The sequence below is a fragment of the Microbacterium sp. NPDC058021 genome, from assembly GCF_042885955.1.
Taxonomy (GTDB): domain Bacteria; phylum Actinomycetota; class Actinomycetes; order Actinomycetales; family Microbacteriaceae; genus Microbacterium.
The window spans coordinates 368,160-390,951 of sequence record NZ_JBHVRF010000002.1 but is presented as its reverse complement, the minus strand read 5'-3'; the positions used below and the strand labels follow the sequence as shown (position 1 = coordinate 390,951).

Here is a 22,792-nt window from a genome sequence, read left to right as displayed (position 1 = left end):
GCCCGCTGTTGGCCCTCTTCGACGAGAACGTCACGATCGTCCCCGCCCCGCGGCGCCACCTGCCGCGCGGGACGATCGCCGGCATCTGGGCGCTGGTTGTCGCCCTGGTGATCCTGCTGGTGCTCACCTTCCTCCCCACCGCCTACGTCATCCAGCAACCGGGTCCGGTGTACAACACCCTCGGGTCGGCGAAGACCGCCGACGGCGGCGAGGTGCCACTGATCCAGGTGGAAGGCGCCGAGACGTACCCCACGGCCGGGACGCTCGACCTGCTCACGGTGCAGGTCGTCGGCAACCGTGAGCGCACCCCGTCGTGGATCGAGCTGGCCCAGGCCTGGTTCGACCGCACGCGCGCGGTCATTCCGCTGGAAGAGGTGTTCCCGGTCGGCCAGACCACCGAGCAGCGCAACGAGGAGAGCGCGGCGATGATGGTCGACTCGCAGCAGGAGGCCACGGCGGCGGCGCTGTCGGAACTCGGCTACGACGTGGGCGCCGAGCTGACGGTGTACTCGCTCACCGACGATTCCGCGGCGAACGGGCTCCTCGAGAAGGACGACGTCATCGTCGCCGTCGACGGGCAGCAGGTCGCCGATGCGGAAGAGGTGCGCACCCTCGTCGGCGAGCAGGGCGGCGAGCCGGTGACCCTCACGATCGAGCGCGACGGAACCAGGCAGGACGTGACGGTCACGCCCACCCAGAGCGAGATCAACGGGGAAACGGTGTGGCTGCTGGGTGTCACCCTCATGCACGCGTACGACTTCCCGATCGACGTGACGATCCAACTCGACAACGTCGGCGGCCCCAGTGCCGGCATGATGTTCGCCCTCGGGGTCATCGACACCATCACCCCCGGCGAGCTCAACGGGGGAGCGGACGTGGCCGGCACGGGCACCATCACCGGCACCGGTGAGGTCGGCCCCATCGGCGGCATCCGCCAGAAGCTCTGGGGGGCACAGGAAGCGGGCGCGGAGATCTTCCTCGCGCCGACGGCCAACTGCGGCGAAGTCGTCGGCCACGTCCCCCCGGGGCTGCAGGTGTTCGCGGTGGAGACCCTGGATGACGCGCTCGAGGTGCTCGAAACGGTGCGCGACGAGGGGGATCTCGGGGCGCTTCCCACCTGCACGTCCTGAGATCGCTGGGGATGTCCCCGGGATTCGCTCGGCGTTTGCTCAGAGGAGGCCCGCCTAAGATTGACGGGTGACCACTCCCTCAGCGCCGACAACGGCCACGCCGAGTCCCTCTCGCCGCATCATCACGATCACCCTGGTGGTCATCGCGGCGCTCGTTGTCGGATTCTTCGCCTTCTCGAACCTGTTCGCAGACTGGCTCTGGTACGAGCAGCTCGGATTCGACAACGTGCTGGTCACGCAGTGGACGGCGCGGGTGACGATGTTCGTCATCGGCTTCCTCGCGATGGCGGTGCCGGTGTGGATCGCGATCCAGCTGGCCTACCGGCTGCGTCCGGTCTACGCGCGGCTGAGCTCGCAGCTGGACCGCTACCAGGAGGTCGTCGAGCCGCTGCGACGCCTCGCCATGTGGGGCATCCCCGTCTTCTTCGGCTTCTTCGCCGGTTTCGCCGCATCATCGCAGTGGGAGACCACGTGGCTGTGGGCCAACGGCGTCGCGACCGACATCGCGGACCCCGAATTCGGCCTCGACACCGGCTTCTACCTGTTCGCGATGCCCTTCTACTCCTCCGTGGTGGGCTTCGTCTCGGCCGTGCTGCTGGTGTGCCTGCTGGTCACCGCGACGGTGTCGTACCTGTACGGCTCGGTGCGGGTGGGCCAGCGCGAGCTGCGCATCTCCAAGTCGGCCCGCATCCAGCTTGCCGTTCTCGCCGGCCTCTACCTGCTGGTGCAGGCGGCGAGCCTGTGGCTGGACCGCTACAAGAACCTCGTGCAGGACAGCGACCGCATCACCGGTGCGAGCTACATCGACGTGCACGCGATCATCCCCGGCCAGGCGATCCTCGCCGTCATCGCGGCGATCGTTGCCGTGCTCTTCTTCGTCACCGCCATCATCGGACGCTGGCGCTACCCGCTCATCGCGACGGCGCTGCTGATCGTCTCCTCGCTCGTGGTGGGCGTCGCCTACCCGTGGTTCGTCCAGAACGTGCAGGTGCGCCCGAACCAGCAGACGCTGGAGATGCCGTACTTCGAACGCAACCTCATCGCGACGCAGGCCGCCTACGGCATCGACGCGCTCGAGCGCACCGAGTTCGAAGCCGTGACCGATGTCGAGCCTGGTCAGCTGCGTGAAGACGCCGAGACGACGGCATCCATCCGCATCATGGACCCCGCGATCATCAACCCGACCGTGCGCCAGATCGAGCAGTACCGCTCGTACTACCAGTTCACGGACCCGCTCGACGTCGACCGCTACGAGATCGACGGGCAGTCGCAGGACACCGTGGTGTCCGTGCGCGAACTGAACATCGACCAGCTCGGCAACGCGGCGTCGTGGTACACCACGAGCCTCGTCTACACCCACGGCTACGGCATGGTCGCCGCCAAGGGCAACGAGCGCACCTCCGACGGCAACCCCGTGTTCATCGAGCGCGGCATCCCCGTCAGCGGTGAGCTGAGCAACCTCGGCGACGGCTTCGAGCCGCGCGTGTACTTCGGCGAGTCCTCGCCGACCTACTCCATCGTCGGCGCCCCCGAGGGCCGCGCCCCCGTCGAGCTGGACTACCCCAGCGGCGAGGACGGTGCGAGCGAGACGAAGACCACGTTCACCGGTGACGGTGGGCCCAGCGTCGGCAACATGTTCAACCGCCTCATCTACGCGCTGAAGTTCCAGGCGACCGACATGCTCTTCTCCGACGCGATCAACACCGAGTCGCAGATCCTCTACGACCGCGACCCGCTGACGCGCGTGCAGAAGGCGGCGCCGTACCTCGAGCTCGACAACGACCCGTACCCGAGCGTCGTGGACGGCCGGATCGTGTGGATCGTCGACGGCTACACCCTCAGCTCCAACTACCCCTACTCGTCCACGGTGAGCCTGAGCGACGCGATCTCGGATTCGACCAACCCCACCCCGACGGTGGCGCTGGACAACATCAACTACATCCGCAACTCCGTCAAGGCCACCGTCGACGCGTACGACGGCTCGGTGAAGCTCTACGCGTGGGATGAAGAGGACCCGCTGCTGCAGGCATGGCAGAAGATCTACCCGTCGACCCTCGAGCCCATCGAGGAGATGTCGGGCGACCTGATGAGCCACGTGCGCTATCCGACCGACCTGTTCAAGGTCCAGCGCGCCATGCTCGGCAACTACCACGTCGACGACGCGCAGTCGCTGTACCAGCGCGACAACGCGTGGAAGACGCCGAACGACCCGCAGGAGGAGTCGCAGCTGCAGCCGCCGTACTACCTGACGATGCAGATGCCCGGCCAGGAGTCCCCGGCCTACTCCATGTTCACGACCTTCATCCCCGGTGGTGAGGACACCCGCAACGTGCTCATGGGCTACCTCGCGGTCGACTCCGACGCCGGCGCCGAAGCGGGCGTGAAGGCCGAGGACTACGGCAAGCTCCGCATGCTGGTGGTGGATGCCGAGACCCCGGTGCCCGGCCCCGGCCAGGTGCAGAACACCTTCAACGCCGATCCCGACGTGTCCGCGTTCCTCAACATCCTCAAGCAGGGCCAGTCGGACGTGCTCAACGGCAACCTGCTGACGCTGCCCGTCGGTGGCGGCCTGCTGTACGTGCAGCCGGTGTTCGTGCAGTCCTCCGGGGCGACGAAGCTGCCGACGCTGCAGAAGGTGCTCGTCGGCTTCGGTGACCAGGTCGCCTTCGAGGACACGCTGCAGGACGCGCTCGATGTGCTCTTCGGCGGTGACTCCGGTGCCAGCACCGGCGACGAGGGCGTGACCCCCGAGCCGGTCGACCCGGAGAACCCCAGTGCCCCCGTCGAGCAGCCGACCGTGCCCACCGACGCCTACCAGGCGGCGCTGGAACAGGCGCGTCAGGCGATGACCGATCGTCAGGCAGCCCTGACGGCCGGTGACCTCGCCGCGTTCGCCGAGGCGGACGAGCGACTGACCGCCGCCGTGGAGACGCTGCTGGAGCTCGGCGACACGGCGCAGACCCCCGCCGAGTGAGCCCCGCGGCTCACGAGGTGAGGAACCACCACCAGATGAGCAGCAGGGTCACACCGAACCCCGTCAACTGATTCAGCCAGAGGAAGCGACGCCACCCGCGCGTCGCTTCCTCTGCTGTTACATCGGTGATCGACCGGAACGGCCACAGGGTCGCGAGGTAGGGCATGGCCAGCAGCGCCGCGAGCGGGCCGGGCCAGGTCGTGGCGAGCATGACCACACCGGATGCCGCGTAGCAGGCCAGCGCGAAGCGCACCGTCCAGCGTGCGCCCCGAGCGGTCGCGATCGAGGCGATGCCCGCCTCGCGGTCCGCAACGACGTCCTGCACGGCACCGAACGCGTGCGAGGCGACACCCCACAGGGCGAAGGCGACGACGATGAGCACCAGCTGCCACGTCCAGGCGGCATCCGCGAGGACGAGGCCGTACACGGCGGGGGAGAAGAAGTGGATGGAGCTGGTCACCGAATCGGCGAACGGGACTTCCTTCAGCCGCAGCGGCGGGGCGCTGTAGAAGACGACGAAGAAGAGGCTGATCGCCAGCACGACCCACGACAGCGGGGAGCCGACGATCAGCAGGTACACCACGAACGGTGCGCACGACAGCCCTGCGGCCCAGAGGGTGGGGGCGTGGAGGGAGCGGTCGAGCACGGCACCGTGCGCTCCGCCCTTGCGGGGGTTGCGCAGGTCCGACTCGTAGTCGAAGACGTCGTTGATGCCGTACATCGCGAGGTTGTACGGCACGAGGAAGAACAGCGTCCCCACGATCAGGACGACGTCGATCTCGCGTGTGGTGAGCAGGTACGCCGCCGCGAACGGGTAGGCGGTGTTGATCCAGCTCACCGGGCGCGACGACACCAGCAGCTGCGCGGCGGCGTTCACGCGCGTTCCCGCGGGCTCAGCAGGGTCCAGACGGCGGGGATGAGGAAGGCGGCGCACACCGGGTAGGAGAAGTCCTCGATGGGGGCCAGGCCGATGCGGATGCCGCTGATGTCGTCCTCCGGGTATGTGAACAGGTCTGCCGCGATCATCGCATTGTCGAAGACGGCGGTGAGCACGACGAGCACTGCGGCGGCGATCGCCGAGGAGATCATGCGGCGGCCGAAGTGCGGGCGGGTGAGGGTGGCGAGGGTCACCGCGAGCGTGAGCGCGGCGAAGGGCAGGATGATCCAGAGATAGGTCACGCGGCACCCTCCCGGCGGCGGCGGCCGCTCGCGCGCACGCGTTCGGCGCCCCGGAAGGAGACCAGCGCGAGGTAGCAGAGGAATGCCAGGAACACCGGCTCCTCCAGTGGCAGGTGCGGCGCGAGGTCGATGCCCAGCAGTGCCGGGCTGGCGCCCTTGACGAACACCCCCGTCACGATGCCGGCCGCATCCCACAGCAGGAAGAACACCGTTCCGATCGCGACGACTGCGGCGGTGCGGCCCGGCGCGTGCCACAACGCCAGCTTGAAGCGCGCGTCGAGCGTGGCGATGCCGGCGGCCGACAGCAGGATCGCCGCCAGGTACAGCCCTGGCATCACGCCTCCGCGGCGGCGGGGACGGAGAGGGGGCCGGCGGTGCGGTCACCGCGCAGGCGCTTGACGACCAGCTCCGCCGAGATGAGGCACATGGGCAGGCCGATGCCGGGGAGCACCGAGGTGCCCGCGTAGAAGAGTCCGTCGACCTTGCGGGAGACATTGCGCGGGCGGAACATGGCGCTCTGACCGAGGGTGTGCGCGAGGCCCAGCGAGTTGCCACGCCACGCGTGCAGGTCGGCGGCGAAGTCGGCGGGGGCGACGGTGCGACGCACCCGCACCCGCTCGGCGAGGTCGGGGATGTCGCACCAGGAGGAGATCTGCGAGATCACCTCGTCGGCGGCGCGCTCGATGAGCATGTCGCCGCTGCCGCCGATGCCGCCGTGCCCGAGTTCGGGATCGGCGGGGATCGGCACGAGTACGAACAGGTTCTCGCTGCCTTCGGGGGCGACGGTGTCGTCGGTCGCGCTGGGGCGGCAGATGTACAGTGACGCGGGCTCGGGGATGCGGGTGTCCCGGCCGAAGATGGCGGAGAAGTTCTCCTGCCAGTCCTCGGAGAACAGCAGCGTGTGGTGGGCCAGCTGCGGCAACTCGCCCTCGACCCCCAGCATGAGCAGCAGCGCGCCGGGGCTCGGCGTACGGCTGCGCCACCAGCGCTCGGGTCGCTCACGCAGCGACGGCGGCAGCAGGGCCGTCTCGGTGTGGTGCAGGTCGGCGGTGGAGACCACGACGTCGGCATCGAGGATCGCGCCGTCGACGAGCCCCACGCCGGTGGCCCGACGCCCTTCGGTGCGGATGCGGGCGACGGCCGTGCCGGTGCGGATCGACACGCCCCGCGCGCGGGCGAGGCGCTCGATCGCGGCGATCACGGTGGTGAACCCGCCGCGCGGATAGAGCACCCCCTCGTCGAGGTCGAGGTGGCTCATCAAGTGATACAGGCTCGGCACGTCGAACGGCGAGCCGCCGAGGAAGACCGCGGGGTAGCCGAGCACCTGACGCAGCAGCGGGTCCTGGAACTCCCGGTCCACCAGCGTCGAGAGCTTGCGGGTCAGCAGCGGCAGCAGCTGCGGCAGGCGGCGCAGCAGCTCGGGGTCGCGCAGACCCGCGGTGGACTCGTAGGTGTCGTAGAGGAAACGCGTGACGGCCAGCTCGTAGGCGTCCCCCGCGGAGTCGAGATAGGCCGCCAGCCGCGCGCCCGCGCCCGGCTCGCGTTCCTCGAACAGCGCCATCGCCGCTTCCCGCCCCGACACGATGTCGAGGGTGTCGGCCGGGCCGCCCGCGACGGGTTCGCCGTAGACGCGATAGGCGGGATTCAGCGGCACGAGGTCGAGCTCGGCGGCGGCGCTCGTGCCCAGCAGCGCGAAGAAGTGGTCGAACACCTCGGGCATGAGGTACCAGCTGGGGCCGGTGTCGAAGCGGAATCCGTCGCTCTCCCACGAGCCGGCGCGACCGCCCAGCTCGTCCCGGGCTTCCACCAGGGTGACCTCGTGCCCTTCGTCGGCGAGCAGGGCGGCGGTCGCAAGTCCAGCGATACCGCCGCCGATGACGACGGTACGGGTCATGTGCGTGCTCCTCTCGGACCGAATCCCAGCATGGCACGGGCGGCGAGTCCGGCCTTCACCGGGTCGGGGACGCGCACCCGCAGGTCGCCGCCGGTGCGGTCGTCCTCGCGCAGTCGACGCGCGAGCGAGGCGAACAGGTCGTGGGCGGCGGTGACGGCGCGGCGGCAGTCCGAAGGCAGCAGCGGCACGACGGCGGCCGCGGCCGCCAGATCGGCGTCGATGCGGTCGAGCACCTGCGTGCGCGCGGGGCCGTCGGAGCGAACCCCCAGGTAGTCGCGGCCGAGCGCGGTGGCATCGTGGTCGAGGTCGCGCAGGAAGTTGACGTCCTGGAAAGCTGCGCCCAGGCGCCGGGCGCCGTCGGTCAGCTCGGGCGACGGAACGAGGAGCCCGCTCTCGCCGGCGTTGAGGAACACCTGCAGGCACATGAGCCCGACGACCTCCGCCGAGCCGTACACGTAGGCGTCGTGGCTCTGCGCGTCGTGTGCCGCGACGTCGAGGTCGGTGCGCATCGACGCGAAGAACGGCCGCACGAGGCTCGCGTCGATGCCGGTCTCGCGGGCCGTGCGGCAGAACGCGTGCACGACGAGATTCGACGAGAACCCCCGCGACAGCGCCGTGAGCGTCTCCGCCTCGAGCTCGTCCAGCACGCGGCGCAGTGTCTCCGGCGGGAGCCCCGCTTCGGCGGCGGGACCGTCGACGATTTCGTCGGCGATGCGTACGAGGGCATAGACGTTGCGCACGTGCGGGCGCACCCGCGCGCCGAAAAGGCGCGTCGCGAGCGAGAACGAGGTGGAGTAGGCCGCGATGATGGTGGCCGCGGCATCCTGGGCGGCGCGGTCGTAGAGGTCGAGCCCGGTGCTCACGGGATGCGCTTCTGGATCGCGTCGCACAGCTGCGCGAGGAGCAAGGTCATATCCCCGGGCAGGGCCTCGTCGGCGGCGGCGATCCTGGCGTCGGCCAGGGTGTCCTCGACGAGCACGACCAGACGCCCCCGGGCGCCGCTGGCATCCAGCGCCCGCTGCGCGTCGCGCACGGCCAGGGGACCCGTCCACGCCAGTGCGAGTGCGTCGTCGACCTGCGCCCACGATGCGCTGTCGCGGGCGAGGGCCACCAGTGGCGTGCGCTTGGCGGCGCGGAGGTCGGCACCTTCGGCGCGACCGGCGTCGCCTGCCGACGCGAACGCGCCGATGAGGTCGTCGACGAGCTGGAAGGCGAGGCCGGCCAGCGCGCCCGCGCGTCCGAGTGCGGCGTCGGTGGCGGCGCCGGCGCCCGCCAGCAATGCGCCGGCGCGCAGGGGAGCGGCGAAGGAGTAGACGGCGGTCTTGTCGTGGGTTGCGGCCAGGAGGTCGGCGGCGTCGGGGCAGTCGCGTCGCACCGCATGGGCGACGTCGGCCAACTCGCCCGCGGCAGAGACCAGCACGGCGTCGTCGAGGAGGTCCAGCAGCGCCGCGCGGGTGGCTGCGGGCAGCTCGGTGAGAGCGATCATGCGCGCGGCCTCGTGCAGCAGCACGTCGCCGGCGAGGATGCCGGCCGCATCGCCCAGCAGGGTGGCGCCGGCGTCGTCGGCGCCCGTGTCGCGGGCGAGGGTGGCGAATTCGCCCGTGACGTTGGGGGCGCCGCGCCGCTCGGTGTCACGGTCGATGACGTCGTCGTGGATCACGAAGGCGGTGTGGAGCAGCTCGAATGCGGCCGCGACCTCGAAGACGCCCGCGGCAGCCGGAGATTCCCCGCCGTTGGCGCGATAGGCCGCCGCGACGAGAGCGGGACGGAACCGCTTGCCGCCGGCAGCGGCGCGGCGCATGGCCTGGATGAGGGTGCGCACATCACCCGCCAGCGGCGCGACCCGCGCGTCCAGCCGATCGAAGGCGCTGTCGATGGCGGCGTCGATGGCGGCACGGTCCGGCGGGGGAAGAGTGATCACGTCGCGCCCCGTCCGGCAGCGGCGAGGGAGTCGAACACGTGCAGCTGGCGGGCCTGCAGCACGAGCCACGGGCTGAACGCCCAGGGCGTGGCCTCGAGGGCGCGTGCGAGCGCCGCCGGCTCCACCCAGCGCGCCTCGGCCACTTCCAGCGGGTTCAGCACCGGCTCCTCGGAGGTGCGGGCGGTGTACACCGGGCAGAGTTCGTGCTCGACGATGCCACTGGCATCCACCGCGCGGTAGCGGAAGAGCGGCAGCGACACCTCGATGTCGGCGAGGTTCAGTCCCAGTTCGTAGTCCGCACGACGGCGTACGGCCGCCATCAGCGGCTCGGCGGGGCGCGGGTGGCCGCAGAAGGAGTTGCTCCACACCCCCGGCCACGTCTTCTTGCCGAGGGCGCGGCGGGTGACGAGGATCTCGCCGGCGTGGTTGAGCACGTGGCAAGAGAATGCCAGGTGCAGTGCCGTATCGGTGCCGTGCACACTGGACTTGGCGGCGGTGCCGATCTCTCGGCCATCGTCGTCGAGGAGGACGACCAGCTCTTCTTCGTTCATTAGCGCTCCTGGTTGCTAGTTTATCTAGCGATCTGGCACGATGATACCGATGGTGAGCGGGGGTGTCCACATGACAGCGGATGACCGGGAGTCCGCGGATCATGACCTGGCCGTGCGATCTGCCCTGATGGCGATGCGCACCTTCAGCGACGCCATCGACCGCATGCACGGGGGCATGAAGGACGAGATGGACATGAACGCCACCGACGTGGCGGCGCTGCGCATGCTGATCATGCGTGAACAGCGCGGCGAGGCGGTGAGCCCGCACGACGTGGCGCGGCACCTGCGCATCTCGACCGCGTCCACCACGAAGCTGCTGGACCGGCTGAGCGAGTCGGGGCATGTGGAGCGCCACCGGCATCCGCATGACCGGCGCGCGCTGATCGTGGAGATCACCGACCGCACCCGCGCGGATTTCCGTCGGCACTTCGGCCGGCGCCTGGGGGAGATGCGCGCGGTGGCGACGGAGTTCGACGACGACGAACTCGAGGCGATCTCGCGCTTCCTCGAGCGCATGTCGGCCGTGCTCGACCCCGAGTGATCCGAGACGACCGGGTGGATGCCGGGGGAGCGAACGAAGAAGGCCCCCGCCGAAGCGAGGGCCTTCTTCATCTTGGTTGCGGGGGCAGGATTTGAACCTACGACCTCTGGGTTATGAGCCCAGCGAGCTACCGAACTGCTCCACCCCGCGGCACGTTTAATAGCCTAACACGGCTCTGGAGTTCTCGGTGCCACGGGCGGGCATCGGCGGGATCTCCTTGCCCCCTCGCGCCGCCCTGACGATGATGAACGCATGCCCGCAGGTGCCGACGACGCGCTCACCGATGACATGCCCGACGGTCGCGACGAGACCCCTGCCGAGCGTGCCGATCGCAACTGGAACGAGGTGCTCCAGGAGCTGCGGGTGCTGCAGACCGGCACGCAGATCCTCACCGGGTTCCTCCTCGCGCTCGCCTTCCAGCCCGCCTTCGCCGACCTCTCCCCGGGGCAGCGCGTCTTCTACCTCGTTCTCATCGTGCTCGCCGCGCTCAGTGCCATCGTCGCCTTGGCGCCTGTGGCGTTGCACCGGTTCCTCTTCCAGCAGCGCGCCAAGCGCACCGTCGTGCGGTACGGGCACCTCGCGCTGCTGACCTCCCTGCTGACCGTGTCGGTGCTGCTGGTGGGGGTCGTCGCCTTCGTGTTCGACGTGGTCGTCAGCGACACGGCATCATGGGTCGTGGGCATCGCCCTCGGCGGCCTGATCGCGGCGCTGTGGATCGTGGTGCCGCTGGTGGTGCGGGCGCGCCGAGAAGGAGAGAGCCGATGAGTGCGGATTCCGTCGCGGTCGCCGTCGCGCAGTTCGGGCCGACGTCGTCGATCGAGGCCAACCTGACCCTGATCGACCAGCTCGTGGGGCGCGCGAGTGCCCGCGGGGCACGCGTGGTGCTGTTCCCCGAGTACTCGAGCTACTTCGTCGACCCGTTCGACGAGTCGCTCGCACGCAACGCCCAGGACATCGACGGCGCCTTCGTGCAGGGGCTCGTCCAGATCGCGGCGCGGTACGACATGCACGTCGTCGCCGGGCTGCTCGAGCGCGGCGTCGACGGTCAGCGCGTGCGCAACACCGTCGTGGCGGTGGATGCCTCCGGTGTCCTCGCCCGCTATCGGAAGCTGCACCTGTACGACGCGTTCGGGCAGCGGGAGTCGGATTGGGTGGAGGCGGGGGAGCTCACGCCCCCCGAGACCTTCGAGGTCGGCGGCCTGCGGTTCGCGCTCATGACCTGTTACGACCTGCGCTTCCCCGAAGTCGGGCGGCTGCTGGCCGACGCCGGCGCGGACGTGATCCTGGTGGCGGCCGAATGGGTGCGCGGCGCACTCAAAGAACACCACTGGCGCACGCTCCTCACCGCACGGGCGATCGAGAACACCCTGTTCGTCGCCGCCGCCGACCATCCGCCGCCGCTCGGTGTGGGTCACTCGATGATCGTCGACCCGCAGGGCGTGCAGATCGCCGCCGTCGGCACGACGACCGACGTCGCCGTCGCGCATCTCGAAGTGGATGCCGTCGCGCGCGTGCGTCGCGTGAACCCCGCCCTGGCGCTGCGCCGGTTCCGCGTCGAGCCGCGAGGCTGACCCCGGCTCAGTCGGCGAGTACGGCCAGTCGTGCGACGGCGTCCTCGATGACGTCGACCCGTTTGCAGGCGGCGAACCTCACGAGGGTCGCGTAGTCGGCACGGTGCTCGACCGAGACGAAGGCCGTCAGCGGGATGGCGACGACCCCCGCACGCGCCGGCAGGGCGCGGCAGAACTCGGCGGCATCCGTCGCCCCCAGAGGTGCGGCATCGGCCACCGTGAAGTAGGACCCGCGGGGCGTGGACACGCCGAAACCCGCGCGGCGGAGACCGTCTCCCAGGAGGTCGCGTTTGGCGCGCAGGGTGGCGGCGGCATCCGCGAAATAGCTGTCGGGAAGGCGCAGGCCGGTGGCGATGGCGGGCTGGAACGGCCCGCCGCTGACGTAGGTCAGGAACTGCTTGACGGCCAGCACCGCGTCGATGAGGTCGGCGGGGCCGGAGATCCAGCCGATCTTCCACCCGGTCGTGGCGAACGTCTTGCCCGCCGAGGAGATGGTGAGGGTGCGCTCCCAGGCGCCGGGGAGCGTGGCGATCGGGGTGTGCACGGCATCGAAGACGAGATGCTCGTACACCTCGTCGGTCAGCACGATCGCGTCGTGCCGTTCAGCCAGGCGCACCACCTCTTCGAGCGTCTCGCGCTCGAAGACGGCACCGGTCGGGTTGTGCGGGTCGTTGACGAGGATGATGCGGGTGCGGTCGGTGACGGCCCGGCGGAGATCGTCGAGGTCGGGCTGGAAGTCGGGCCACCGCAGCGGCACCGTCACGAGGCGCGCGCCGGCGAGGGCGACGCAGGCGGCATAGCTGTCGTAGTAGGGCTCGAAGACGACCACTTCGTCGTCGGGGCCGTCGACGAGCGCGAGCAGCGCTGCAGCGAGGGCCTCTGTCGCCCCCGCCGTGACCAGGACGTGGCGGTGCGGGTCGAGGTGCACGCCGTAGAAGCGGTGCTGGTGCTCGGCGATCGCCTCGAGCAGATCGGGCATGCCCCGCCCCGGCGGATACTGATTGACCCCGTGGGCGATGGCCGAGCGGGCCTCCTCGAGCACTTCGGCGGGACCGTCCTCATCGGGGAAGCCCTGCCCGAGATTGACGGCGCCGGTGCGGGTTGCCAGAGCGCTCATCTCGGCGAAGATGGTCGGAACGGCGGTTCCGTCTTCGGCCAACAGCCCGGCACCTCTCGCGGCACGGCGCCATGCGCCGGGAATGTCTCGCATCCGGTTCACGCTACACGCATAGGGTGATCCCATTCGGGGCATAAGAAACGCACAGCTCTGAGCGGCAATCTGGATATGCCTGTCAGAAGGAGATTTTCATGAGCGAGAACCAGGGCATCCGTCCCGAAGACAACACCGCGCCCGAGCGCGACGAACAGGTCGTCCCGGAGCGCCCGGCCGCGCCGTCGCAGCCGGCTGCGGCCGCCGCCTCCCAGTCTGCCGCCTCGACCCCGCCGTACCCGGCCCAGCCGCCGCACCCGGGCGCACCGCAGCACCCCGGCGCGCAGGCGCCGTACGGCCAGGCGCCGGGCCGCCCGTACGGGGCGCCCCCGCAGGGCTACGCCGCCCCCCGATACCCCTACGCCGCCCAGGGCCCGCAGGCGCCGTCGGCCACCCAGCCGACCCAGCCCACTCAGCCCCTCGGTGGCGAGCAGTCGTCGTCGGCCGGCAAGCCGGGCATCGGCGCCGGTAAGGTTGCGGCGCTGATGGTCGCCGCCGCCCTCGTGGGCGGTGCCGCGGGAGTCGGCGGTGCGTACGCCGGCGTCAGCATCTGGGGCGACTCCCAGACGGTCGCCTCCTCCGGCCCCGTCTCGGTGACGGTCAACGACACCGAGAACGTCAACCAGATCACCGGCATCGCGGCGAAGGTCGTGCCGAGCACCGTCACGATCTCGGCCAGCGCGGGCGACTCCGCCGGCGGCACGGGTTCCGGCGTCATCCTGAGCGAGGACGGCTACGTCGTGACCAACACGCACGTCGTCACGCTCGACGGCGCGACCTCCGACCCCGCGCTCTCGGTCACCACGGCCGACGGCCGCGTCTACGACGCCGAGATCGTGGGTCTGGACCCGCTGTACGACCTCGCCGTCATCAAGCTCGTCGATGCCGAGGGCCTCACCCCGATCGAGTTCGCCGACTCCGCCGACCTCAACGTCGGTGACGCCGCGATCGCCGTCGGTGCGCCGCTGGGCCTGTCGAACACGGTCACCAACGGCATCGTGAGCGCGCTGAACCGTTCGATCCAGATCGCCTCGTCGGCAGCGCCCGAGACGCCCGAGGACGGCTCGCAGCAGGCTCCCGAAGAGGGCCAGGAAGGACCGTTCTACTTCGACTTCGGCCAGGGTGAGCCGCAGCAGCCCACCTCGACCATCTCGATCTCGGTGCTGCAGACGGATGCCGCGATCAACCCCGGCAACTCCGGCGGTGCGCTGGTCGACTCCGAAGGCAAGCTCATCGGCATCAACGTCGCGATCGCCACGGCCGGATCCTCCAGCGAGTCGGGTTCGATCGGCGTCGGTTTCTCGATCCCGTCGGACATCGTCAAGCGTGTCACCGACGAGCTGATCGAGACCGGTGAGGCCTCCCACGGGCTGCTGGGCGCCATGGTCGCCCCCGCCGCGAGCATCGAAGGCGCCACCACCACCGGTGCGTACATCGACGAGGTGACCGAGGGCGGCCCCGCCGCCGAGGCGGGCCTGCGCCCCGGTGACATCGTGACCGGCTTCGACGGCCTCCCCATCACCAACGCCACCGACCTCACAGCCCAGGTGCGCGCGGTCGGCGGCGGGAGCGAAGCGACCCTCACGGTCGTCCGCGACGGTGAGGCCCGCACGGTCGAGGTCACGCTCGGAGAGCTGACCGACTGACCGGCTCCGACGCCGTCTGAGGACGCCACCCCGCGATAGGCTCGCGGGGTGGCGTCCTTCTCGTTCGGTGCGGGTAACGCCGGCAAGCTGGCCCGCATCCCGCTGTATGCGGCGGGCCGCCTCGCCGGTGTCGTGATCCCCCGTACCGCGGGGGAGTGGGTGTTCGGCTCCGCTGCCGGCCTCGCGGACGGCGGCTGGGCGCTGTGGACCGAAGCCGTCGAGCGCCACGGAGCCGACGGCATCTGGCTCACCGGGACGCCCGACCAGGCGCGTGAAGCGCAGCGCCGCGGCATCCGCTGGGCGCCGAAATCATCGCTGCGCGGCTACTGGCGCACCGCTCGCGCGCGCGTCGTCGTGGTGACGCACGGCTTCGGAGACGTCAACCGCTATGCGGTGTCGGGCGCGTTCGTCGTGCAGCTCTGGCACGGCATCCCGCTCAAGCGCATCGGCCTGGACTCGCCCGAGACGCTCCGCAGCCGCTTCCTGCCCCGTTCCCGCGTCGTCACGGCGCTGCTGCGCGCGATGTACCGCCGCGCGGGCGCCGACATCGCGGTGCTGCCGGCGGCGTCGCAGCTGGTCCGCGGCCGACTGGAATCGGCGTTCGGGCTCCCCGCCGGGCGTGTCGTGGTGACGGGGGAGCCTCGTGTCGACGTGCTGTCCACCGGCACGGCCGAGGAGCGTCGCGCCGCCGGCCGGGAGATCGTCGAAGCCGCGACCGGCGCCGTCGCCCCGGGCACCCGGTTCGTGCTGTACGCCCCCACGTGGCGCGACGGCGATGAGGACCCCTCCATTCCGGATGCCGCCGAGTGGCGGCTCATCCTCGACGTGCTGGAGCGCCACGACGCGGTGCTGCTCGTGCGCCCGCACCATCTGGGCGCCGGGCGCTACGCGCCGCCGGCCGGCAGCGACCGCGTGCGTCTCATGGGCAGCGACGTCGTCCCCGACGTCACCCCTGCCCTGGCGGGGATGGACGTGCTCATCACCGACTACTCCTCGCTCGCGTACGACGCCGGGCTCATCCCGCTGCCGGTGCTCTATCTGGCGCCCGACCTCGAGGCGTATGCGGCTCGCCGCGGCTTCTACGGCACGTACGCCGAGGTCGCCGGCCCCGATCCCGCATCGGATTGGGAGACGGCCTGCCGTCAGCTGAACACCGTGCTGGGCGACCCCGCCGTCCGCGACGAGCGCGTCGCGCGGTCCCGCCGGCTGAGCGAGCGGGTGCACGCCTTCCGCGACGGCGGCAACACCGCGCGGGTACACCGCGTGATTCAGGCGGGTCTGACCGCACGATCGAAGGGATCCGCATGATCCGAGCACGCCTCATCGCCGACGACGGTGCGGTCCTGGAGCTCTCCGGCACGGGCCCGCGTCCCGCCGACGCGCAGCTCATCGGCCCTCGGGCACGGGTCGCCGCGAAGCTCACCGGCCGCGGCGCGACGTGGCGGGCGGTCTTCCCCCTCCGCGCGGCGCGCTGGGGCGGCGAGGCGCGGCCGCTGCCGACGGGTGCGTACGAGGTGCGGATCACCGGAGCGGACGGTGCCCCGGTGGAGGCGGTGGACGCCGTCCCGCTCACGATGCTGGGGACCCTCCGGGCCGAGCTCGACGGCGACGTGCTGCGCGTCGGTCCTCCCGTGGACCCGGCCTACGACTCCGGTGACGGCCAGGCGGCGCTCGAGCGGCGCTATGCCACGCGACCGGGGGTGCTGGAGAACGCGGTGTTCTTCGAGAGCTTCTACGGCCGCAACGCCAGCTGCAACCCGCTCGCGATCGACCGCGAGCTCGCCAGGGTCGCCCCGGGGGTCGCGCGCTACTGGAGCGTCGTCGACCTCTCGGTCGCCGTCCCCGAAGGCGCCATCCCGGTCGTCGAAGGCTCGCCGCAGTGGTGGCGGGCGCGCGGCTCCTCCCGGCTGCTCGTGGTCAACGACTGGCTGCGCCGCCGGTTCGAGCGCCGTCGTGGCCAAGTCGTGCTGCAGACCTGGCACGGCACTCCGCTCAAGCGCCTGGCGCTGCACCGTCCCGGGTTCGACCCGAGGCGTGCGGTCGCCGTTGCGCGGGAGGCGCGGCGGTGGAACGTGCTGCTGGCGCAGAACGCGTACGGCGCCGGCATCATGAAGAAGGCCTACGCCTTCCTCGGGCGCCCGATCTGGGTCGAGGGGTACCCCCGCAACGATGTGCTCCTCACCGGTGACGGCGCGGCCACGCGTGCGGCGCTCGGCATCGGGGCCGACGAGCGCGTGCTGCTGTACGCGCCGACCTGGCGGGAGGATCGCGAGCAGATGGTCGACTTCGTCGACCCGGGCGCCCTGGCAGCGGCGGCGGATGCCGTCGTGCTCGTGCGCGGCCATTCCCGGACCCTCATCCCGGGGCGCGACGCCTCGGGACCGCGCGTGATCGACGTGACGGCGTTCCCCGACACCGCGCGGCTGCTGCTGGCGGCCGACGCTCTCATCACCGACTACTCCTCGGTGATGTTCGACTTCAGCGTCACCGGCAAGCCGATGTACTTCCTCGTTCCCGATCTCGAGCACTACCGCGGCGAGCTGCGTGGTTTCTACTTCGATCTCTCGGCGCACGCGCCGGGGCCGGTGGTGCACACCGGTGACGAGCTCGTGGCCGCGCTGGCCGACGACGGCACGGCAGCGCGCTTCGCCTCCCGTTACGCCGCGTGGCGGGAGCGGTTCAACTCGCGCGACGACGGCCACGCCGCCGAGCGGGTCGTCGCCCGCATCCTGGACCAGGGTTTCGTCGAGCGCTGAACGCCCGCGCTGGCGTCAGGGCAGCGGGGTGTTCCGGGTGCCCAGGCGCGAGGTGTCGACCGTGTCGTGCGCGCCGCGCAGCACCCCGCGGATGAACCCGGCGCCCCACGCGAGGTGCATCGAGGGCAGCACGGCGAGGGTCCACAGCTTGTCGCGCCAGCCGGTGCCGCCCCCCGGTCCGATGGCGACGGCTGCGATGAGCAGCACGTACGCCGCGATGGGCACGTAGGCCACGCACGCCACGAGCGACCAGAGGCCAGAGAGCACGCCCGTCACCTGCAGCGCCGCGATCAGCAGGGCGTTCGTGGTGAGGACGACCAGCGCCGGCGGGGCGAAGTAGCGCAGCGAATTGCGGCGCCCGTAGCGGCGCACCAACTCGCCGCGCCAGGTGCCGGTGGCGAAGAACTGCCGCACGAGCCGGGTCCAGCTCTCCCGCGGCCAGTAGGTGACGGCCAGGCGCGGGTCGAACCACACGCGATACCCGGCGCGCCGGATGCGCAGGTTCAGCTCCCAGTCCTCCCCACGGCGGATGGATTCGTCGAACATGCCGACTTCTTCCAGCACCGCGCGGCGCATGACGCCGAGGTAGGCGGACTCCGCCGGACCCTCGTGGCCGCCGCTGTGGTAGGCGCCGCCGCCGAGGCCGATCGGGGAGTTGTAGGCGCGCGCGACCGCGCGTTGGAAGGGCGTGCGGCCGTCGGCGCGCATGATGCCGCCGACGTTGGCCGCACCCACCCGGTCGAGTGTCTCGAGCGCCTCACGGGTGTAGCCGGGGGCGAGCTCGGAGTGGGCGTCGACGCGCACGATCGTAGGGTAGCGGCCCGCGCGGATGGCGAGGTTGAGTCCCACGGGGATGTCGGCGGCGGGGTTGTCGACCAGCACGATGCGGTCGTCTGAGTCGGCCAGACGCCTGGCCAGTTCCGTCGAGCCGTCGGTGGAGGGTCCGAGTGCGAGGACGAGCTCGACGGGGCGCGGCGCGACATCCTGCTGCAGCACCGTGCGCACGGCCCGTTCGAGGTAATCGCGTTCGTTGAGGACCGGCATGACGAAGGTGACGCCGGCGTCTGCGGCGACGACGGGCGCGTCCTTGCCGGGCGGGGAAGCGGCGTCGTGCATCAGACGATCATGTCACGCGCCGGCGTCGGTAGGCTGGAGGGGTGGGTGTCGTATCGGATGGACGCAAGGCCGCCAAGCTGCTGAGAAGGGCCCTCGTCAACCGCACCGCGGTGGGGGAGGTGCGCCGGGCGCTCAAAGCGCGCGGACCGCATCCGTCGATGCACTACCGCGTGGCGGTCTACTTCGCCGACGGCGCCGTGAACATGTACCAGATGCGGCAGTGGTACAAGCCGCTCGCCGACCTCGCGCAGCGCTGGCCGGTCGTGGTGCTCAGTCGCAATGCCACCGGCGCGCGGGCACTCGTGGACGACGGCGCGCTGCCGGTCGCGTTCGTGCCGACCGTGCGTGACCTGGAGCGCTTCATCGCGGACCAGGACATCCGCGTGGTGCTCTACGTCAACCAGAACACCCGCAACTTCCAGATGTTCCGCTACGGCAGGCGCTGGCACGTGTTCATCAACCACGGCGAGTCCGACAAGATGTACATGACCACCAACCAGTTCAAGGCGTACGACTACGCCCTGGTGGCGGGGGATGCCGCGCGCGAGCGGCTCGGCCGGGTGCTGTGGGACTACGACCTGGAGCGGCGCACGATCGAGATCGGCCGGCCGCAGGCCGACCACTACTCCGGGGCGCTGCCCTATTCGCCCGACCAGCGCACGGTCGTGCTGTACGCGCCGACGTGGGAGGGCGACCGGCCCTCGGCGCACTACGGCTCGATCGTCACGCACGGTGAGGCGCTGACGCGCGCGGTGCTGGCGAGCAACACGCACCGCCTCATCTACCGGCCGCATCCGCGCTCCGGCGTCGTCGACGACGAGTACGGTGCCGCCAATGCGCGCATCATCGCGGCGATCGCCGCGGCCAACGCGGCCGATCCCACCGCGCAGCACGTCTTCGACGACGGCCCCGAACTCGGCTGGCAGCTGTCGGCGGCGGACGTGGCCATCGTCGACATCTCGGCCATGGTCTACGACCGGCTCGCCGCCGATCGACCGCTCATGATCACCCGGCCCACCGATGTGCGGGCCAGCATCGACACCCACGGCTACCTGTCGGCCTGCGAGTGGCTGTACGCGGAGCGCGCGGCGGACATCCTCGCCGAGACGCAGCGCGTGCTGTCGGATCCCGAATCCGTGACCCGCCTGCAGGAGTGGGTGCGCCGCTACTTCGGCGACACGACCCCGGGGGCGGCCACGGCGCGCTTCCACGCGGCGATCGAGCATCTGATGGTCGAGTGGGACCGCTGGCACGAGCTCACCGCGGACGACCCGGTCGACGACGACCAGGACGACGCCGAACTCGACGACGCGGAGTGACCGGCTAGATCGCCGGCGCCGCGACGAGGCGCTCGATGGCCCGCAGCGGAATGGCGATCCACGTCGGCCGGGAACGCGCCTCGTAGGTCGCCTCGTAGACGGCCTTGTCCAGCTCCAGGGCGTCCAGCAGCGGTCCGACCGTCGTGGCGCGTGCGCCGACGCGCTCGCCGTACCCGGTGAGGAAGCTGTCCCGCGCATTCCGCGCCCAGTCGCGCACGGACGTGGAGCGATCGGGATGGTCGAGGCGGATGGAGCCCGCCACGTAGTCGAACGAGCGCAGCATGCCCGCGACATCACGCAGCGCCAGGTCGGGGAGGGTGCGTTCGGACATCGAGCGCATCGGCTCGCCTTCGAAGTCCAGCAGAACCCAGCCGCGGTGAGGAACGAGGATCACCTGGCCGAGGTGATAGTCGCCGTGGATGCGCTGCAGCGGCGGCCAGTCCGACTCCAGGGCGCGGTCGTAGATGGCCTCGATCGCATGTTTCGCGGCGCCCAGCTGCGGGACCTCGGCGATGGCCGTGGCCAGGCGCCGCTGCCACACGTCGCGCAGGTTCGCCCGGTCGGCGCCGGTGGCAGGGGCACTCGGGAACAGGTGCGCGAGCGACAGGTGCACGTCGGCGGTGGCGGTACCGAGGTCGTATGCCGACCGGCGGAAGTCCTCGTCGTGGGCGGCCGAACGCAGCGCGACGCGCCAGGCATCCTCCACGTCGGGGAAGAACTCCTGGGCGAACGCGAAGGAGCCTCGCACCGTCCCGGCCGCGGTGGCCGGGTCCGGCCACTCGCCGTCGATCCACCCCACCGCCCGCGGCACGTGGGGTGAGCGCGCGGCGCTGAGTGCGGTGTTCAGCTCGATGTCGGGGTTGCGGCCCGGCTGCACCTGACGGAACACCTTGCAGATGATCGGCGACGTCGCGTCATCGAAGCGGAAGACGATCGAGGTGTTGGACTGCTCGCCGGTGACGACGCTGCCGCGCGCCGGACCTGCGGTGGCGACCGAGCTCGTCGGCGTCACGGGGTGGCCCACAGCGGTGGTCCGGGGGCCGCGGGCGGTGCCGCCGGCAGTGACGAGGGTGAGCAGCGCTGCCGCGTACGCGGGGTCGTGCGGTGCGTCGATGAGGGTCGTGCCGGGATCGGGGGTGCCGATGACGTGGGCGGTCAGGGCCTCGGGCACGGTGCTGGTGGCACGTGCCACGATGGGCAGCTGGTACACAGCGGTCGGCAGCGTGCCCTCGTCGGCGACGAGCAGCGTCCGCACGCGTACCCCCGGCTCGTCCACCGGCATGTCCCATGAGGCCACGTATCGCAGGTGGGGCGCGCGGCCCTTGGCGGTGCACCAGCGCTGGCGGGGCATCCAGGCAGCCAGGCACGCCAGGGTACTGTCCATGCCCGTGAGCGTATTGCCGCGTGCCCACACTGTCGAGGCGCCACCCCGCGTGCGGCCTCCGCACGCGTTATCGTCCCGCGTGCTGCCGTGGTGCCGGTCACGCCACGAGCGGCCGGAACAGCGGCGATTTGGAGCGAAGCACGACCGGCTCCCTGCCCAGGTGCGGCGGCGCATGCAGGACGAAGGGCTCGAGCCCATCGCGTGTGATCCACCAGCCGTTGTTGTGCAGCAGCATGTGATGGAATCGGCACAGCAGGATGCCGGCGTCGACATCGGTGCGGCCGCCCTGCTGCCACTGGTCGCAGTGGTGCGCCTCGCAGTACGAAGCCGGCACCGGGCACCCGGGGGCCATGCAGCCGCCGTCGCGCACCGCCAGGGCGATGCGCTGCTTGGCTGAGAAATGGCGTTGCTCCCGCCCGAGGTCCAACGGGTTGCCGCAGCCGTCGACGATCACTTCGCGGTAACCCGCCGCGCACAGTGTTCGTTCGACCACCGGGCCGGCGACCGCAGCGCCGCCGTCTTCCAGATGCCCCACGCCGATCGACCGGCCAAGGCCATCGCGGCGCCGGGTCGCCTCGGCGGTCACCACGATGCGTACGCCCGGCTGGCGGGCGCCGAAGATGGCGTCAGACGTCGCGAGCGAACCGGCCTTGAGCGTGTCCATCAGCAGGTCGTACTCGAGCTGCTCGTTGCTGCGTGGGTCGGCGACCAGTTGCTCGGCCACGGCGCGCTCCTCGTCGGTGACGAACCGGGGGCCACCGCGCCGCGGACGCAGTGCCGCGTCGACCGTGGCGCGGAGCCAGGCGGCCATCTCGTCGTCGAGCGCCAGGTGGGCGCGGTACTGGCCGTGTTCGTCCTGCCACATGCGGAAAGACCGCCCCTCGTACCGCTGCTGGAAGCGGTCGGCTGCGCCGCACTCGTCGAGCTGATCGCGCAGATACCGCGCCCGGCGCAGCAGCTCCTCGGCCGCGCAGTGTCGTGCCTGGGAGATGAGCTGCTCGGCTGCCACGCGCCAGATCTCGCGGAACTGCGCCGCCTCGTTCACGTCGCCACCGCCGCCGGATGCGGCGTCGGCACTGTGCGTCGGTGGGACTCCGAGTCCCCGCAGGATCGCGTCGTGCTGCGCGGGTGTGAGGAGACCTCCGAGCATGGCCGTCCGCAGCGGTTCGTGCCAGGGTGTCGGGCGCGGTGGCGTCGGCGGTTCGGTCGTGCCGGCGGCACCGTTCGCAGCCTCCAACGGCGGGGGAGCAGCCTCGGCGCCGTCGAGCAGTGCCTGACCGAGTCGCACGTGACGCTTCACCTCACCGATGCTCTGGCCGGTGATCGACTGGATCAGCGAGGTGGGGGTGCGATGCCCCTTCGTCTGCGCGAGCCCGCCATACCCCCGGTCGCGTGCCGAACGCTCGGCGGCGACGCCGGCGGCGGCGATGCGCACGTGCTCCAGGCTGTCGATCAGCGCCGTCGTGTCGGCCAGCAGGTCGAGTACCCGCTCGCTGTCGAGTTCGCGCAGCGCGGCCCCCAAGCACGCAGGCTCCACGTCGAGTTCAGGAGTGCTGTGGAGCGTGTCCAGCAGTCCCTGTGTCTCGGAGAAGAAGGCCAT

Annotated in this window: 20 protein-coding genes and 1 tRNA gene; 9 read left to right on the top strand and 12 right to left on the bottom strand. The window is 71.0% G+C overall.

Features of this window, described 5'->3' with window-relative positions; translation table 11 throughout:
• The first annotated feature begins 8 nt into the window (after nt 1–8).
• Complete coding sequence (locus tag ACFVR6_RS05420) at nt 9–1,130, top strand: YlbL family protein (RefSeq protein ID WP_386959553.1); 1,122 nt, start codon at nt 9–11, stop codon at nt 1,128–1,130.
• Nucleotides 1,131–1,197: 67 nt separating this feature from the next.
• Nucleotides 1,198–4,104, top strand: a complete 2,907-nt coding sequence (locus ACFVR6_RS05415) for a UPF0182 family membrane protein (RefSeq protein ID WP_386959552.1) — start codon at nt 1,198–1,200, stop codon at nt 4,102–4,104.
• A gap of 10 nt (nt 4,105–4,114) precedes the next feature.
• Here the strand turns inward: ACFVR6_RS05415 and ACFVR6_RS05410 are convergent, their stop codons facing one another.
• The 7 genes from ACFVR6_RS05410 to idi are packed head-to-tail and all read right to left on the bottom strand — an operon-like array spanning nt 4,115 to nt 9,649.
• On the bottom strand, nt 4,115–4,981 hold the full coding sequence (locus tag ACFVR6_RS05410) for a prenyltransferase (protein ID WP_386959550.1): 867 nt from the start codon (nt 4,979–4,981) through the stop codon (nt 4,115–4,117).
• Nucleotides 4,978–5,283 carry a lycopene cyclase domain-containing protein gene (locus ACFVR6_RS05405; protein WP_386959548.1) on the bottom strand — a complete coding sequence of 102 codons (306 nt, stop codon included), beginning with the start codon at nt 5,281–5,283 and terminating at the stop codon, nt 4,978–4,980. The genes ACFVR6_RS05410 and ACFVR6_RS05405 overlap by 4 nt, the downstream gene beginning before the upstream one ends.
• Complete coding sequence (locus ACFVR6_RS05400) at nt 5,280–5,618, bottom strand: lycopene cyclase domain-containing protein (protein ID WP_386959546.1); 339 nt, start codon at nt 5,616–5,618, stop codon at nt 5,280–5,282. Before ACFVR6_RS05400 ends, ACFVR6_RS05405 begins: the two co-directional genes overlap by 4 nt.
• Complete coding sequence (gene crtI / locus ACFVR6_RS05395) at nt 5,618–7,177, bottom strand: phytoene desaturase family protein (RefSeq protein WP_386959545.1); 1,560 nt, start codon at nt 7,175–7,177, stop codon at nt 5,618–5,620. The genes ACFVR6_RS05400 and crtI overlap by 1 nt, the downstream gene beginning before the upstream one ends.
• Nucleotides 7,174–8,040, bottom strand: coding sequence for a phytoene/squalene synthase family protein (locus ACFVR6_RS05390; RefSeq protein ID WP_386959543.1), 867 nt, complete (start codon nt 8,038–8,040; stop codon nt 7,174–7,176). The genes crtI and ACFVR6_RS05390 overlap by 4 nt, the downstream gene beginning before the upstream one ends.
• Nucleotides 8,037–9,098, bottom strand: coding sequence for a polyprenyl synthetase family protein (locus ACFVR6_RS05385; protein ID WP_386959541.1), 1,062 nt, complete (start codon nt 9,096–9,098; stop codon nt 8,037–8,039). The genes ACFVR6_RS05390 and ACFVR6_RS05385 overlap by 4 nt, the downstream gene beginning before the upstream one ends.
• Nucleotides 9,095–9,649, bottom strand: coding sequence for an isopentenyl-diphosphate Delta-isomerase (gene idi, locus ACFVR6_RS05380; RefSeq protein WP_386959539.1), 555 nt, complete (start codon nt 9,647–9,649; stop codon nt 9,095–9,097). The genes ACFVR6_RS05385 and idi overlap by 4 nt, the downstream gene beginning before the upstream one ends.
• A 70-nt stretch (nt 9,650–9,719) precedes the next feature.
• Here idi and ACFVR6_RS05375 point away from each other — a divergent pair, with 70 nt between their 5' ends.
• Complete coding sequence (locus ACFVR6_RS05375) at nt 9,720–10,190, top strand: MarR family winged helix-turn-helix transcriptional regulator (protein WP_386959537.1); 471 nt, start codon at nt 9,720–9,722, stop codon at nt 10,188–10,190.
• A 73-nt stretch (nt 10,191–10,263) separates the two neighbouring features.
• On the opposite strand, the gene ACFVR6_RS05370 is transcribed toward ACFVR6_RS05375, so the two are convergent.
• A tRNA-Met gene (locus ACFVR6_RS05370) sits at nt 10,264–10,340 on the bottom strand.
• A gap of 102 nt (nt 10,341–10,442) precedes the next feature.
• Here ACFVR6_RS05370 and ACFVR6_RS05365 point away from each other — a divergent pair.
• Together ACFVR6_RS05365 and ACFVR6_RS05360 are read left to right on the top strand one after the other, a co-directional pair.
• Nucleotides 10,443–10,955, top strand: coding sequence for a DUF6328 family protein (locus ACFVR6_RS05365; RefSeq protein WP_386959535.1), 513 nt, complete (start codon nt 10,443–10,445; stop codon nt 10,953–10,955).
• The gene (locus ACFVR6_RS05360) at nt 10,952–11,761 is read left to right on the top strand and encodes a carbon-nitrogen hydrolase family protein (protein ID WP_386959533.1); all 810 of its coding nucleotides are present in this window, start codon (nt 10,952–10,954) and stop codon (nt 11,759–11,761) included. The genes ACFVR6_RS05365 and ACFVR6_RS05360 overlap by 4 nt, the downstream gene beginning before the upstream one ends.
• A gap of 7 nt (nt 11,762–11,768) precedes the next feature.
• Here the strand turns inward: ACFVR6_RS05360 and ACFVR6_RS05355 are convergent, their stop codons facing one another.
• Nucleotides 11,769–12,971, bottom strand: a complete 1,203-nt coding sequence (locus ACFVR6_RS05355; protein WP_386959531.1) for a pyridoxal phosphate-dependent aminotransferase — start codon at nt 12,969–12,971, stop codon at nt 11,769–11,771.
• Nucleotides 12,972–13,069: 98 nt separating this feature from the next.
• On the opposite strand from ACFVR6_RS05355, the gene ACFVR6_RS05350 reads away from it, so the two are divergent.
• The 3 genes from ACFVR6_RS05350 to ACFVR6_RS05340 are packed head-to-tail and all read left to right on the top strand — an operon-like array spanning nt 13,070 to nt 17,373.
• The gene (locus ACFVR6_RS05350) at nt 13,070–14,617 is read left to right on the top strand and encodes a trypsin-like peptidase domain-containing protein (protein WP_386959529.1); all 1,548 of its coding nucleotides are present in this window, start codon (nt 13,070–13,072) and stop codon (nt 14,615–14,617) included.
• Between the two features lie 48 nt (nt 14,618–14,665).
• Nucleotides 14,666–15,925, top strand: a complete 1,260-nt coding sequence (locus ACFVR6_RS05345) for a CDP-glycerol glycerophosphotransferase family protein (RefSeq protein WP_386959528.1) — start codon at nt 14,666–14,668, stop codon at nt 15,923–15,925.
• On the top strand, nt 15,922–17,373 hold the full coding sequence (locus tag ACFVR6_RS05340; RefSeq protein WP_386959526.1) for a CDP-glycerol glycerophosphotransferase family protein: 1,452 nt from the start codon (nt 15,922–15,924) through the stop codon (nt 17,371–17,373). The genes ACFVR6_RS05345 and ACFVR6_RS05340 overlap by 4 nt, the downstream gene beginning before the upstream one ends.
• 15 nt (nt 17,374–17,388) lie before the next feature.
• Here the strand turns inward: ACFVR6_RS05340 and ACFVR6_RS05335 are convergent, their stop codons facing one another.
• Nucleotides 17,389–18,489: a glycosyltransferase family 2 protein gene (locus tag ACFVR6_RS05335; RefSeq protein ID WP_386959524.1), complete on the bottom strand. Its 1,101-nt coding sequence runs from the start codon at nt 18,487–18,489 to the stop codon at nt 17,389–17,391.
• A 41-nt stretch (nt 18,490–18,530) separates the two neighbouring features.
• Here ACFVR6_RS05335 and ACFVR6_RS05330 point away from each other — a divergent pair, with 41 nt between their 5' ends.
• Complete coding sequence (locus tag ACFVR6_RS05330) at nt 18,531–19,808, top strand: CDP-glycerol glycerophosphotransferase family protein (RefSeq protein ID WP_386959522.1); 1,278 nt, start codon at nt 18,531–18,533, stop codon at nt 19,806–19,808.
• A gap of 4 nt (nt 19,809–19,812) precedes the next feature.
• Here ACFVR6_RS05330 and ACFVR6_RS05325 read toward each other — a convergent pair whose 3' ends face one another.
• Nucleotides 19,813–21,192 (bottom strand): maltokinase N-terminal cap-like domain-containing protein, encoded by a 1,380-nt coding sequence (locus ACFVR6_RS05325; protein ID WP_386959521.1) that lies wholly within the window; start codon nt 21,190–21,192, stop codon nt 19,813–19,815.
• Between the two features lie 97 nt (nt 21,193–21,289).
• Entirely contained in the window at nt 21,290–22,792 is a 1,503-nt protein-coding gene (locus ACFVR6_RS05320; RefSeq protein ID WP_386959519.1) for an HNH endonuclease signature motif containing protein, read from the bottom strand.